Annotated in this window: 11 protein-coding genes and 1 tRNA gene; 6 read left to right on the forward strand and 6 right to left on the reverse strand. The window is 70.3% G+C overall.

The window, feature by feature from the left end:
* The first annotated feature begins 561 nt into the window (after positions 1 to 561).
* The 3 genes from ACIRP7_RS04175 to ACIRP7_RS04185 all read left to right on the forward strand — a co-directional run bounded on the left by ACIRP7_RS04175 (position 562) and on the right by ACIRP7_RS04185 (position 3,947).
* Positions 562 to 1,026, forward strand: coding sequence for an MFS transporter (locus tag ACIRP7_RS04175; protein WP_403653674.1), 465 nt, complete (start codon positions 562 to 564; stop codon positions 1,024 to 1,026).
* Positions 1,027 to 1,246: 220 nt separating this feature from the next.
* On the forward strand, positions 1,247 to 1,978 hold the full coding sequence (locus ACIRP7_RS04180; RefSeq protein ID WP_403653677.1) for a hypothetical protein: 732 nt from the start codon (positions 1,247 to 1,249) through the stop codon (positions 1,976 to 1,978).
* Positions 1,941 to 3,947, forward strand: coding sequence for an ABC transporter substrate-binding protein (locus ACIRP7_RS04185; RefSeq protein ID WP_403653679.1), 2,007 nt, complete (start codon positions 1,941 to 1,943; stop codon positions 3,945 to 3,947). The genes ACIRP7_RS04180 and ACIRP7_RS04185 overlap by 38 nt, the downstream gene beginning before the upstream one ends.
* Positions 3,948 to 4,220: 273 nt before the next feature.
* On the opposite strand, the gene ACIRP7_RS04190 is transcribed toward ACIRP7_RS04185, so the two are convergent.
* From ACIRP7_RS04190 to ACIRP7_RS04200, 3 genes are all read right to left on the reverse strand, one after another.
* Positions 4,221 to 4,667 carry a hypothetical protein gene (locus tag ACIRP7_RS04190; RefSeq protein WP_403653682.1) on the reverse strand — a complete coding sequence of 149 codons (447 nt, stop codon included), beginning with the start codon at positions 4,665 to 4,667 and terminating at the stop codon, positions 4,221 to 4,223.
* Positions 4,664 to 4,930 (reverse strand): hypothetical protein, encoded by a 267-nt coding sequence (locus ACIRP7_RS04195; RefSeq protein ID WP_403653685.1) that lies wholly within the window; start codon positions 4,928 to 4,930, stop codon positions 4,664 to 4,666. Before ACIRP7_RS04195 ends, ACIRP7_RS04190 begins: the two co-directional genes overlap by 4 nt.
* Before the next feature lie 215 nt (positions 4,931 to 5,145).
* Positions 5,146 to 5,221, reverse strand: a tRNA-Arg gene (locus ACIRP7_RS04200).
* A 269-nt stretch (positions 5,222 to 5,490) separates the two neighbouring features.
* On the opposite strand from ACIRP7_RS04200, the gene ACIRP7_RS04205 reads away from it, so the two are divergent.
* Positions 5,491 to 6,252, forward strand: coding sequence for an SDR family NAD(P)-dependent oxidoreductase (locus ACIRP7_RS04205; protein WP_403653688.1), 762 nt, complete (start codon positions 5,491 to 5,493; stop codon positions 6,250 to 6,252).
* Positions 6,253 to 6,260: 8 nt separating this feature from the next.
* Here the strand turns inward: ACIRP7_RS04205 and ACIRP7_RS04210 are convergent, their stop codons facing one another.
* Together ACIRP7_RS04210 and ACIRP7_RS04215 are read right to left on the reverse strand one after the other, a co-directional pair.
* Positions 6,261 to 7,853 carry a helix-turn-helix domain-containing protein gene (locus ACIRP7_RS04210; RefSeq protein ID WP_403653691.1) on the reverse strand — a complete coding sequence of 531 codons (1,593 nt, stop codon included), beginning with the start codon at positions 7,851 to 7,853 and terminating at the stop codon, positions 6,261 to 6,263.
* Positions 7,854 to 8,247: 394 nt separating this feature from the next.
* Positions 8,248 to 9,525 (reverse strand): M6 family metalloprotease domain-containing protein, encoded by a 1,278-nt coding sequence (locus ACIRP7_RS04215; RefSeq protein WP_403653693.1) that lies wholly within the window; start codon positions 9,523 to 9,525, stop codon positions 8,248 to 8,250.
* A 246-nt stretch (positions 9,526 to 9,771) separates the two neighbouring features.
* Between ACIRP7_RS04215 and ACIRP7_RS04220 the strand changes: the two genes are divergently transcribed.
* Entirely contained in the window at positions 9,772 to 10,410 is a 639-nt protein-coding gene (locus ACIRP7_RS04220) for a TetR/AcrR family transcriptional regulator (RefSeq protein WP_403653696.1), read from the forward strand.
* Positions 10,411 to 10,540: 130 nt separating this feature from the next.
* Entirely contained in the window at positions 10,541 to 12,082 is a 1,542-nt protein-coding gene (locus tag ACIRP7_RS04225) for an MFS transporter (protein ID WP_403653699.1), read from the forward strand.
* Between the two features lie 105 nt (positions 12,083 to 12,187).
* Here the strand turns inward: ACIRP7_RS04225 and ACIRP7_RS04230 are convergent, their stop codons facing one another.
* Positions 12,188 to 12,697, reverse strand: coding sequence for a MarR family winged helix-turn-helix transcriptional regulator (locus ACIRP7_RS04230; RefSeq protein WP_393603016.1), 510 nt, complete (start codon positions 12,695 to 12,697; stop codon positions 12,188 to 12,190).
* Positions 12,698 to 12,733: the final 36 nt, after the last annotated feature.

The following is a 12,733-nucleotide window of genomic DNA, read 5'->3' on the forward strand; positions in this document are numbered from 1 at the left end:
AGCAATCGCCGCTCCATCCGCCACCTGCACCGCAAGAGGGTGTGCCACTGGGCGGCCGACAGCTTCACGGGGTCGGCATCCCGCCCAGGAGCACGGCCACCACTGTGTCCACCGGGATAGCCAAGGCCACGGCCAACCCGGCAAGGCAACCCCATATGGTCAGTCGCCTGCTGGTTCTCGCGTAGTCATCGCTCTTCGGCACGTCCGTATCCGACAGTGAGAGACACCGTCTCTCTACCAAGTGGACTCCGCGTGGACTCTGTGGCACGCGTGTGACACGGCCTCGAACACGACAAAGGGCCAGCCTGGGAGGAAACCCTCCTGAGCTGGCCGGGACCTGGCGGTGCCGCGCGGTGTTGTTTCCCCTGGTCAGAAACGCACGGCGAGCCACTTGATACGGTCTGTGCCGTGCGACCGTTGTGTCGATCTGCCGTCCAGCGGTCGCGTCGGAACATGGACTTGGGCACGGTGGTCGGTGGACGAGGGGCAGGACGGTGCGGCGGCCGGGCAGCCTCCCTCCGGCATGACGTACTCCGCCCAGCTCAGCCCGTCAGGCGGGCCGTGGCCTTGCGCTGGGTCTGGGTCTGGGGCATGACCTGCCACGGCAAGGAACGCGGCGCGGCCTTCGGTATGTACAGCGCCGTCGCCGGGTTCGCCTCGGCGATCGGGCTGCTGCTCGGCGGGGCCCTCACGGACGCCGACCTGTTCGGCTGGGGTCGGCGCTCCGTCTTCCTGGTCAACGTGCCCGTCTCGGTCGTCACCCTCGTCGCCGGCGCCCTCCTCGTGCCCGCCACCAGGGAACGCTCGGCCGGCAGCTCCGACGCCCTCGGGAGCCTCGGCCTGCGCGCCCATGAGGAGCTCCTGGGCCTTCGTCCGGTGCGGCGATTTTCCGTGCCCGCTCGTGCGCTCCGTGCGCGTCCGAAGCGCGGCGTGCCCGCAGTGCCGGGCGTTCCCACTTCAAGGCCAGAAGGCCCCTCGGAGACCTCAACTCGACGACGTGCCCTGAGTCTCAGGGGCGCGCAGTGAGGGCGCAGGGGGCGCGTGTGCAGAGTGTCGAAGCGCTTCCGGCACCCTATTGTGACCCAGCCCACACCGCAGCTACCCTTCAACTTCCCTTTCTTCCGCGTCCCTTTCTTCCGCCCCATTCATAAATCTCTTTCCAACCTCCTTCGCGCCACGTCCAGTTGGCCACGAGCCAGTGTCGTCTCATGACGCGGTTCATCAGGATGACCAGGGGGAGTCCCTCGTGAATGCATCTATTGACGGCCCCAGATTCCCGAACGACCAGGCCACCGACTTCGTGCGGGAGTTCCAGGCCACTGTGGCCCCCAGGTACGAGAACCGGGCGAAGCTGGAGACGAGTCCGCCGTTGTTCCTCCTGCGTGTGCCGCAGGCGTCGTACCAGAGCGGCGTGAACCGCGTCGTAGCCGCCCTGACCGGGGCGCTCAGCCAGCGCGTGCCGTACGCCCATCTGCCCGCCGGAACCAGGGAGGGCGCCAGCTCCGTCAGGGCGGCTCCCGACTCAGGTCTGCTCGCCGTGGATGCTGGGAGACAGCTGTTCCGCAGTGCTCCAGAGCACATGACGCCCGACCGCTTCCCGCAGTTCAACGTCATGTGCGGCCTCGTCGAGTACATCAGGTCGAACCCGGGCAAGTGGGCCACCATCAATGACATGGAAGCGGCACTGCGGAGGGACGCCGGCGAGCGACGGGCCCAGCGGGGCGGCCTGTTGGCGTTCACCAGGATGCAGGGCCCGGAGGACGGGGGCGGGATTGCCGGCTTCCTGGCGAAGCTCAGCTGGCCTGTCGTTCGTCCAGTTGCTGCCCCGGTGGCTCTGGGCACGCCGTATCTCCCGCACAGTCGTGCGGAGTTGGCTGGGCGCGGAGCGGGTGGCGCAGGGCAGCACGAACCTGTTCCGGGTGATGGACCAGGTGGCCGCAGTGCGTTCCGTGCAGCTCATGGACGACCCGGCCGATGAGGAGACGCTGCAGGAGTTCGACTGGCTCGTTCTGCGGGCCCTCCTGGAGGACCTGCGCAGACCCGCGATCGGCAGGATCCTGCCCGGTAGACGTCGCCGGACCTGCCGCCCGGTCCTGTTCGTGAAGATCCCGCCGGAGGGAGAGCCCGGCGCCCGCGCCGCGGAGCGCTTTCTGCGCTCTGTGTATCGGGTCCAGGGCGCGGCCGAGCCGCCGGGCCCGCTCGTCATCGCCGTGGGCGTGCCCTCCGCCACCCTGCTGGCGGAGCTGGGCAATCCGTCCGAGAGCACGTTTCCGGACGCGAGCGTGCGGCTCGCCGACAATGCCTCCGCCGGCGAACCCCCGGTCCTCGTCACCATCTCGGAAGGAGCCCTCGCGGCGGGCGGGGTACCCGTCCCGCACGTGACGACGCGGACGTTCAGGTTCAGCCGGTATGTCCCGTCATCGATCGTGAGCGGGGTGACCGCCTTGGCCCTGCTCGCGGTGGCGCTGTTGGTCCCGCGCCTCTTCCCCGCTCCCCGGGACTGCCTCGGCGGCATCGGGTCCGTGGCGGAGTCCGCCCCCGCGGAGCCGATAGGGGTGGATACCGCCGGCTGGTACAAGGCGGCCGTGAAGACCATCGAAGAACAGAACAAGCGGGCCGCGCGGTACGCCGCCCAGGGCCGGACCGTACGGACCGTCGTCGCCTTCGTGTCCGACCCGCCGGAAACCGACGACGACACGCGTTTCGACGGGACGATCCCGGAGCTGCGCGGCATCGCGATGTGGCAGGAGAAGCTGAACAAAGAGGCGGCCGCAGACGACTCCCTGATACCCCTGCACGTGGACGTACGCCAGGCCGGGGTCGCCTTCCGTGACGCCGAGAGCGAGGCGAAGAAGCTCGTCGCGGAGATGGCGGACGAGGAGAGGGTCCCGGCGCGCGAACGGGTCGTCGGCGTCCTCGGCTTCGCGCAGAGCCGGAACGAGACCCGGGCCGCCCTCCGGGTGCTCGGCGAGGCGGGCATCCCCACGATCGGCACCACGGCGACCGCCGACGAGATGCTCTCCGGGCCGGCCACCCGGACCTACTGGCCGTCCACGCCGTTCAACTCGCGCGAGGCCAGGATCGAGGCGGACTTCGCGTATTCGGAGAACATCCTGGCCGAGCCCGGCGCCGAGGACGTCTGCACCCCGGCCCGGCACGCGATCGTGATCGAGAGCTCCGTGGACCTGTACAGCCACAGCCTGGCAGGCCAGTTCATCAGCGCGTTCAAGGGCACGCACGAGGTGTTCGATTTCAATCAGGACGGCGACTTCGGCCCCGCTCCGCTGAGCGGTGCCGTCAGCCAGCCCACTGCCGGCCTGCTGGCGCGGGCCCTGTGCGACGCGGTCGACGACAAGCCGGACTCGGTCGTGTACTGGTCGGCTCGGGCCAAGGACTTCACCGCGCTCATCAACTCCATGAACACCGCGGGGACGTGCACCGGGCGCGACCTGACCGTGCTCGGCGGCAACGAGCTGACCAACGTGGCGCAGACCGGGGCCTTCGCCAACAAGGACTGGCTGCGCCTGTACTACTCCGCGCACCGGCTGCCCGCCGACGCTCCGGGTGCGAGCGACAGGACCCGACAGTTCGTGGCCGCGTACGACGCCTATGTGAAGGCCACCACCAGGGGCACGGACCCCTGGCGGCAGGACGGGCACTCGGCGGTCTCGTACGACGCCTTCCACGTCCTGTCGGAGGCGGTGCGTGAGGCCGGAGTGCACGACCCGGACATCGACCGCAAGTCCGTCCTGCTGGTCCTCGGTAGCGGCATCGCCTTCGACGGAGCGACGGGATACGTCTCCTACGACGGCGCCAACGCCCCGCCGCACGACAAGACCCTGGTCCTGCTGCGCCAGTCGGGGAACCTCCCGGAGGCCGTCCTCACCTGCGGCGCCTACCGCCAGGGCGAGTCGAGCGAGGTTCAGGGGCCGCCCTGCGCGGGCTGATGAGCCGCTGTCGGTGCCACTTCACGGCCGAAGGACGGGCGGCTACGGGCGGCGGCCGGTCAGCCTCTCGTCGGCATGACGTACTCCGCCCAGACCGTTTTGCCGGGGCCGTCGGGGCGTGGATGCCAGTCCAAGCCTCCGTAGTTCTCACGTCTTCGCGGTGCTTCCCGTTCCCGTGTGTGCTGCATACGTGCCGGTGGATGCTGTCCGACGAGGGCACGGGTTGTTCAGGAGGGCGGCGAGTGGTCGGAGTCAGGTACGGGCGGCGTCTCGTCAGACCTTCTCGACTCGCACCGGGTGTCCCGCGAGGAGTCGATTCATGTCGTCGGTGTCGGAGGTGAAGACGGTTGCTTGAGTTCCCTGCACGGCTTCCCGCCCGGCTACGGCCGCCAGAATGGCGTCGATGGCGTACTTGTGCCCATGCAGGCCGGCTGCCTTCAGCATGTCGCGCGCCATGGCGATCACCTGGTCGTCCGTGTGCACGATGCGGATCCGGGACAGCGTCCAGTTCCACAGTGCCTGCCTCGACGTTTCGCGAGGGTCCCACGCCTCCAAGGTCGTGAGCGCCGAGGTGACGATCGGGATGTCCAGCCGCGGAGCCGTCTTGATCAGCGCAGCCATCTCCCGATCGCCCTGAACCGCCTTGGAGAGAGCCTCGGAGTCGAAGACGAAGACGCGCTGTCGCGGCCGGTGCAGCTTCGCTCGGGCGGTGCGGCTCACGCGGCCTCGTCGGAGTGTGATCGCTGCTCGTCATGCCAGCCGTCAATCGCGGCGATGCGGTCCAGCGCTGCTTGCTGCTCGTCGTCCGTCACGACGCCGTGCTCTTCTTCGAGACGTTCGGCCAACTCGCGCAGTCGATCCATGGCGTCCTGATGAGCGGCGGCGGCCGCGATGTAGCCGGACACTCCGCGCGCGTCGACGCGCTCCTTGATCGATTCCACCAGCTCTTCCGGCACAGTGATGGTGATCTTCCGAGTTGCCATACTTCAAGTATGCCAGATCTCATCCACCGCACCCTGGCCTTCCTCGGGGTTCTCACCTGTCCGGGTCGCCCTCCCGATGGATACCGCGCAGGTCTGCGACAGGCGCGCCTGGGGTGCGCGTGGGGATGTGGACTCTTTGGTGGACTCCAGACGTGAGGAAGGCCCCCCGTTCGAATGGAACGAGGGGCCGGGATCTCTCTTACCTGCGGTGCAGGTGGTGCCCCCGGCAGGATTCGAACCTGCGACACCCGCTTTAGGAGAGCGGTGCTCTATCCCCTGAGCTACGAAGGCGGGGCTTTGCGTGGACCACCTCGGAGGTGGTCCCTGACAGGTTAGCGGATCGGGCGGGGGTGGTGGAGCTGGGGCTGAAGCCTCGATCGGGGTTCGGGGCCTGCGGCCGGTCTCTCCGTCCGTCGTGGCTGAGGTCTGTCGATCACCACGACGTCCGCCTGAACTCCGGCTACGGTTTCGTCTTCGTCTTCGTCGGCGTCGCCGTCGCCGTGTGTGGGCTCGGGCGGCTCCGGTCCATCCGTCACGACAAGTACCGAGGAGCACCCCACATGACCGCCCGCTTCAAGGACAAGGTCGTCATCGTCACCGGGGCCGGATCCGGCATCGGCAGGGCCGCCGCTCGGGCCTTTGCCCGTGAGGGTGCCACCGTCGTGGCCGCCGGGGCCCGGCCGGAGTCCATCGAGGAGACCGTGCGGCTGGTCGACGAGGACGGTGGTGTGGCCGACGCGGTCGTCGCCGATGTCACCCGGCCCGAGGACATGGAGCGTCTGGTGCGCACCACGGTGGAGCGCCACGGTGGCCTGCACGTAGCCCACAACAACGCGGGCATCTTCGGCAAGCCCGCCCCGGTCGGTGACCTGGACCTGTCCATGTGGCGGTCCGTGCTGGACGTCAACCTGAACGGCGTCCTGATCGGCATGCAGCAGGAGATCGCGCACATGCGGGCGAACGGCGGCGGCGTCATCGTCAACACCGCGTCCAACATCGGCTACCACGGGCGCCGTCCCGGCATGGCCGCCTACGCCGCGTCCAAGGCCGCGGTGAGTACCCTCACCCGGGTCGCCGCCCTGGACCACATCAAGGACAACGTGCGCATCAACGCGGTCAGCCCCGGCGCCACGGACACCGGCATGTCCCTGCGTCCCGGAGAGAGCGACGCCGACCGCGCCGCCCGGCTGGCGACGACGGTTCCGATCGCCCGCGTCGCGACGACGGACGAGATCGTGGCCGCGGTGCTGTGGCTGGCGTCCGAGGAGTCGAGCTTCGTCGTCGGCCACGACCTCGTCGTCGACGGTGGTGTCACCAGCTGATCCTCCTGTCAGAGGAGGGCGACCCGGGTGAAGTGGCCTGCCGTGTGGAGTTCCCGCTCTATACGGGTCGCCGTGCGGCGGAGTTCCGGGAGGATCTCCTCGACGCACTCCCGCTCCGTGCGGCCCGCCGCGTGCAGGGCCACGTTCACGGCGGCGACCGCCCGGCCCGTACGGTCGCGGAGGGGGACGGCGATGGTGCGCAGGCCGTCCTCCCAGTCCTCGTCCAGCAGGGCGTACCCCTGGTTCTCCGTCAGCAGCACCCGGCCCAGGGAGGTCGCCGACGCCGGCAGCCGGGTGCCCACCCTGATGTCCACGCCCATGATCCGGGGGGACACGGCCCTCGCCGTGTACTGGATCTCCGGGGCGGAGTCCGGCCCCGACGGCACCAGGATCGCCAGCGCCGTCGACTCCCCGACGAGTGCCGAGAGGTCGGCCAGGTGAGGGGTCGCGATGCGGGGGAGGGTCGTACGGGAGAGGGGTGGGAAGCCCAGGGACAGGACACGGGGGGTGAGGCTGAAGGTGCGGGACTCCGGCTGTCCGCGGACCAGGCCCAGGTGCTCGTAGGTGATCAGGGCGCGGCGGGCCGTCGCCCTCGCCAGGCCGGTCGCCCGGGCCACGTCCGTCAGGGTCAGCGCGGCCCTGCCCTCGCCGAACGCCGTCAGGACCGTCAGGCCGCGCGCGAGGGACTCGATGAACTCCCGGCCCAGTTCTTTCTTGGCCGTGCCGATCCAGGCGGCCGATTCCGAGGGCGGCGGGGCCGGGTCCGGCTCGGGGGCGGCGGCCAGTTCGCGTTCCATCTCGGCCACCGTCGCCCGTAGTCGCGGCAGCAGGGTGTCGCGCAGGTCGGTCGCGGTGTGGCGGCTGGTGTGGCTCACGACGTTCGCCACACAGGCGATCCGGCCCGTGCGGGGGTCCCGTACGGGGACGGAGACCGCCACCAGGCCCGGTTCGATCAACTGGTCGTCCAGCGCCCAGCCGTCCCGGCCGGCCTGTGCCGCCTTCGCCTCGAACTCGCCATTCGGGAGAGGGAGTTGTCGAGGGGGTACGGCCGAAAATGCCCGGTTCTCCGGGTCCGCCGCCCGGCGTTCGCGCCACGTCCGCCAGTCGCCGTCCGTCCACTCGGACGCGAACAGGGGGCCCGGCGCGGTGCGTTCGGCGGGGAGCAGGTCGCCGATGCGGAAGCTGAGGGACATCGCGCGGCGGCGGGTGGCCTGGTGGATGAAACGGATGCCGTCCCGGTCGGCGACGGCCAGCGACACCGACTCGTCCAGCTCGTCGGCGAGGGCGTCGGCCCGCCGGGAGAGCAGGGCGGGCAGGCGCAGGGCGGCGAGGTAGGCGTTGCCGAGTTCCATGAGGCGGGGGGTCGTCACCGCGTCCCGGCCGTCGAGGCGGACGTATCCCATGCGGGCCAGCGTCGCCGTGATGCGGTCGACCGTCGAACGCGCCAGGCCCGTCGCGCGCTCCAGGCCGCTCAGGCTCAGTGTCCCGCCCGCCGCGGTCAGCTCCCGCAGCACCCCGACCCCCCGGATCAGCGGCGTGACCGCCTCGGCCGGCACGGCGGACTGCGGTACCGGCGGGGGAGTGGTGGTCTCAGCGGGCATCGGCTCTCCGGTACGGCGGTCGCGGCAGGCCTACGGTAATCCGATACCGCGCCCCCAGCGCGCCACGGCCCTCGCCGGGACCGGCGGCGGAGGTGTCCACGCCCGTACACGACTCAGGGGCCAGTGGTCCGCTGCTGTCCCCGGTGACCACACCTGGTAGCGCCCGCCACACGCCACCGTCCGTCCCGGACCGGAGGGCGCCACCGCCCGTCCTGGACCGGAGGGCGCCCGGTGCCCGCCCCTACCCCCGCGTGACCACACCCGCAGCGGCCGCCCCGTGCACCCCGGCTCGCCACGGCCGTGCCGTGCACCCCCAGCACGCCACCGCCCTCGCCGAGAACCCCCTATCCAAGAGAACCCCCTACGCCAGAGAACCCCTACCCCCCGAGAACCCCTACCCCCGAGTCACCCCCACCCGATAGTTCCCGCCCCCGTCCACCCCCAGCACCCGCACCCGCACCCCCCTCACCGGGTCCCGGAACTCCTCCCCCGGTGCGAATGGTGCGTCCGAGAGTTCCGCGTGGACGTTGGGGCTCCGGGTGCAGCCCCCGCTGTTGCGGCGCGCGTCGTACACGCGGACCGGGCCCCGCCCGGTGTCCACGTTCGCGTCGACCTTGTAGACGAGGACGCCCGGCCGGCACACTGTCTCGTCGTTGCCCTCGCGGGTGCGCAGCTCGACCGCGTAGCCGGTGCGGCGGCCGAGGGGGACGAAGAGGAGCTTGGTGCCGAGGCCGGGCCCGGCCAGCGGAGTCAGCGTGTACTCCGAAGTCCCGGGCGCCGTCACGCAGTTGACCTGCGTCGAGTCCAGCCAGCCGAGCTTCCACTTGTGCCAGCCGAGGAGGTCGTTGTTGGTGCCCCAGTCCTCGCTCATGATGTCCCAGTGGCCGACCGCGCCCCCGCCGTCCTGGGTGTAGAGGTCGGGCAGGCCGAAGACATGGCCGTTCTCGTGGGGCAGTACCCGGTAGCCGGTCTGCGGGAGGGAACCGGAGCCGTCGTCCTGGCGGGAGTACACGAAGGAGGCGTTGGCGACGGGGACGCCGTCGGCGACCGGGGCGTCGGTGTTGCCGGCGAAGGTCACCGACAGGACCGTGTCGAGGGCGGAAGGTCCGGCATTCGGGGTCACCAGGACGTTCAGGAAGTCGTACGACCGGAAGTCCACCCGGGGATCGGCGGCGGTCACGATGTCCTGGACGAGTCGGCGGTAGCCGGGGTCGAAGGGGGCGCCGCGCTCTATGCCGTAGGCCCGGAAGGACTTCGGCATGCGCAGCCAGTCGGTGATCGGGGTCTCGGGGCGGTAGTCGAGACGGCCGTAGGAACTGGTGCGGAACCAGTCCTGGGTCTGCGGGAAGAACTCGCGGAAGCGGCTCTGGGCGCTGCCGGAACCGGGCGCGTCGGAGAAGTCGATCATCAGGGTGAGGGCGCGGACGGTCCCGGTGGAGCGGGAGTAGCCGCCGGGCGTGGGCAGGCCCTCGGACATCTGGACGGCCGGGCTGCCGCTGATCAGACAGGCGCCGTGGCTGTCGGAGCGGGCCACGGCGACCGGGCCGGCGGTCGTGGCCCCGGGGACCGGGCGCTCGGTGCCGGCCGAGGTGTTGACCGCGACGGTCAGAGCGGTCACGGACGCGAGGGCGGCGACCCGGCGCGGGCGTATCCGACGTCTGGTCCACGGCATGCGAGCACCCTCCGGAGCGCGGCAGCCGCTGGTCAAAAGGCTGCACCTTCTCGATCACCCTCTGCCGGGGCAGGGGTGCACGCGCGCTGGAGGAGACCGAACGTGGGTATCGCGAGACTGTGACTCAGGTCACACCATGATTTCTCCTCAACCTGAAATAACCGGGGAGCGTCTCCCCGTTTAGACCAGTGTCCGAGCGAAACGGGGATTGAGTCCCCGGATCAACCGTCAACCGAGGAGCACACCGTGCAGACCGCTCTCTCCGCACAGCGCAAGGCGCCCCGCGCCGACGCCCTGCGCAACCGCGAGCGGATCGTCACCGCCGCCAGCGAGATGTTCACCGAGTTCGGCCCCGATGTGCCGCTCGACGAGATCGCCCGCCGGGCCGGCGTCGGCAATGCCACGGTGTACCGGAACTTCCCCGATCGCGACGCGCTCGTCCGCGAGGTCGTCTGCTCCGTCATGGACCGGACGGCGGAGGCGGCCGAGCTGGCGCTCGCGGCGACCGGGGACGCCTTCGGCGCGCTGGAGCGCTTCGTGCACAGCGCCGCCGACGAGCGGATCACCGCACTGTGCCCGATGGTGCAGGGCACCTTCGACCAGTACCACCCCGACCTGGTGGCCGCACGCGTACGCATCGAGCAGCTCGTCGAGCAGCTCATGGACCGGGCCAGGACGGCCGGTCAGCTGCGCGGCGACGTGAGCGTCGGTGACCTGATGGTCGCCGTGGCCCAGCTGTCCCGGCCCCCGGCCGGCACCGGCTGCCTCACCCTCGACGGGTTCGTGCACCGCACCCTTCAGCTGTTCCTGGACGGACTGCGGGCCCCGGCCCGCTCCCAGCTGCCGGGCGCGGCCCTGACCATGGAGGACCTCCGCCAGGCCTGATCCGACGAGAACCGATTAGTTCAGAGCGCGAGAACAGTCTCTACAACGACTTTCGACCGGCCGTCGCCGATGACGGACCGTCCCCTTTCTTCATTCTTTTCCGTTCCGAAGTCCCGAAGTGGGTACCCCCATGTCTGCAACAGCCGCAAAGGCTTCCGGCGCACCGGCCGTGTCCGGCGACGCCAACCGCTGGAAAGCGCTCGTCTTCATCGCGCTCGCCCAGCTGATGGTCGTCCTCGACGCGACCATCGTGAACATCGCCCTGCCCTCCGCCCAGACCGACCTGGGCATCTCCGACGGCAACCGCCAGTGGGTCGTGACGGCCTACGCGCTCGCCTTCGGCGGACTCCTGCTCTTCGGCGGCCGCATAGCCGACCTGTGGGGCCGCAAGAACGCCTTCGTCGTCGGCCTGATCGGCTTCGCCGGTGCCTCCGCGCTCGGCGGCGCGGCCACCAGCGGCGCCATGATGTTCGGTGCCCGTGCCCTCCAGGGCGCCTTCGGCGCGCTGCTCGCGCCCGCCGCGCTCTCCCTGCTCGCCGTGATGTTCACGGACGCCAAGGAGCGCGCCAAGGCCTTCGGCATCTACGGCGCGATCGCCGGCGGCGGCGGCGCCGTGGGCTTCATCCTCGGCGGTGTGCTGACCGAGTACATGGACTGGCGCTGGACGTTCTTCGTGAACATCCCGTTCGCGATCGCGGCCGCGCTCGGCGCGTACTTCGTCATCCGTGAGCCCGAGGGCGGCCGCAACCGCAACCCGCTCGACATCCCCGGCGTCCTGCTGTCCACCCTGGGCCTGGTCGCGCTGGTCTACGGCTTCACCCGCGCCGAGTCCAACGGCTGGGGCGACTCCGTGACCGTCGGCATGTTCGTCGCGTCGGCCGTGCTGCTGACCGCCTTCGTCGTCACCGAGGCCAAGGTCAAGGCCCCGCTGCTGCCGCTGCGCGTGATCACCGACCGCAACCGCGGCGGGATCTACCTCTCCCTCGGCATCGCGATCATCGCGATGTTCGGCACCTTCCTGTTCCTCACCTACTACCTGCAGATCGTGAAGGGCTTCTCGCCGATCAAGACCGGCTTCGCCTTCATGCCGATGATCGTCGGCATGATGGTGGGCTCGACCCAGATCGGCACCCGTCTGATGACCCGCCTGCCGGCCCGCCTGCTGATGGGCCCCGGCTTCCTGGTCGCCGCGGTCGGCATGCTCCTGATGACCCAGCTGGAGATCGGCTCGTCGTACGCCTCGACGATCCTGCCGGCGATGCTGCTGCTCGGCCTCGGCATGGGTACGGCGTTCATGCCCGCCATGTCCCTGGCCACCCTGGGCGTCGAGCCCCGGGACGCCGGTGTCGCCTCCGCGATGGTCAACACCTCGCAGCAGGTGGGCGGCGCGATCGGTACGGCCCTGCTGAACACGATCGCCGCCTCCGCCACGACCTCCTACATCGCCGACCACATCGGCTCCGCGGGCTCCAAGTCGCAGCAGCAGCTGGTCGCGCTGGAGGGCCAGGTGCACGGCTACACCAACGCGATCTGGTTCGCCGTCGGCATGCTGGTGCTCGCCGCGGCCATCGTCGTGACCCTCGTCAACGCCGGCCGCCCGGACACGACCGCCGTGACCGGGTCCGCGGAAGGCGCCGAGGACGAGCTGGCGATCCCGGTCGTCGCCCACTGACGGCGACCGGTCGGTCGTACCCCTTCGAGAACCACGTACGTACGGGGAAGGGGACGCCCCGTACGTACGACCCAGGAACTGCCCTGGCCCAGCTGAGTGAGCGGCTCAGCGGAGCCAGGGCAGATCCGCGCCGGCCTCGTTCGGCTGGAGTCCCTCGGCGACGATCTGCATGATCTCGCCGAGGGACTTCTGCTGTTCCGGGGTGAGCCGGTCGAAGACGGCGTTGCGTACGGCCCGCACATGGCCCGGCGCGGCGCCCCGCAGCATCTCCAGGCCCGGGTCGGTGAGCACCGCGAACTGGCCGCGCCTGTCGTCCGGGCAGTCCTCCCGGCGCACCCAGCCGTTGCGCTCCAGCCGGGCGATGGCGTGCGAGAGCCGGGACCGGGTGATCTTCGCCTTCATGGCCAGCTCGGTCATCCGCAGCCGCCGCTGCGGGGCCTCGGCGAGGCCGACGAGCAGGCCGTAGTAGATGTGTGGCATGCCCGCGTCCCGCTGCAGCTGGCGGTCGAGGTGATCCTCGAGAAGGGTCGTGGCGTGGATGTACGAGCGCCAGATGCGCTGCTCTTCGTCGTCGAGCCACTGGGGCTCCTCGTCGGGGACGGATGCCGTGTTCATGTTTCCCACTCTACGAGCTCTCTCCTTGAATCTTAA

It is taken from the genome of Streptomyces sp. NPDC102270 (assembly GCF_044766405.1).
Classification (GTDB): domain Bacteria; phylum Actinomycetota; class Actinomycetes; order Streptomycetales; family Streptomycetaceae; genus Streptomyces.

Excerpts from the sequence above, each read along its gene's own strand:
- ACIRP7_RS04195 (WP_403653685.1), bottom strand. The coding sequence starts at position 4,930 with ATGGCAACTCGGAAGATCACCATCACTGTGCCGGAAGAGCTGGTGGAA.
- ACIRP7_RS04205 (WP_403653688.1), top strand. The coding sequence starts at position 5,491 with ATGACCGCCCGCTTCAAGGACAAGGTCGTCATCGTCACCGGGGCCGGA.
- ACIRP7_RS04210 (WP_403653691.1), bottom strand. The coding sequence starts at position 7,853 with ATGCCCGCTGAGACCACCACTCCCCCGCCGGTACCGCAGTCCGCCGTG.
- ACIRP7_RS04215 (WP_403653693.1), bottom strand. The coding sequence starts at position 9,525 with ATGCCGTGGACCAGACGTCGGATACGCCCGCGCCGGGTCGCCGCCCTC.
- ACIRP7_RS04225 (WP_403653699.1), top strand. The coding sequence starts at position 10,541 with ATGTCTGCAACAGCCGCAAAGGCTTCCGGCGCACCGGCCGTGTCCGGC.
- ACIRP7_RS04230 (WP_393603016.1), bottom strand. The coding sequence starts at position 12,697 with ATGAACACGGCATCCGTCCCCGACGAGGAGCCCCAGTGGCTCGACGAC.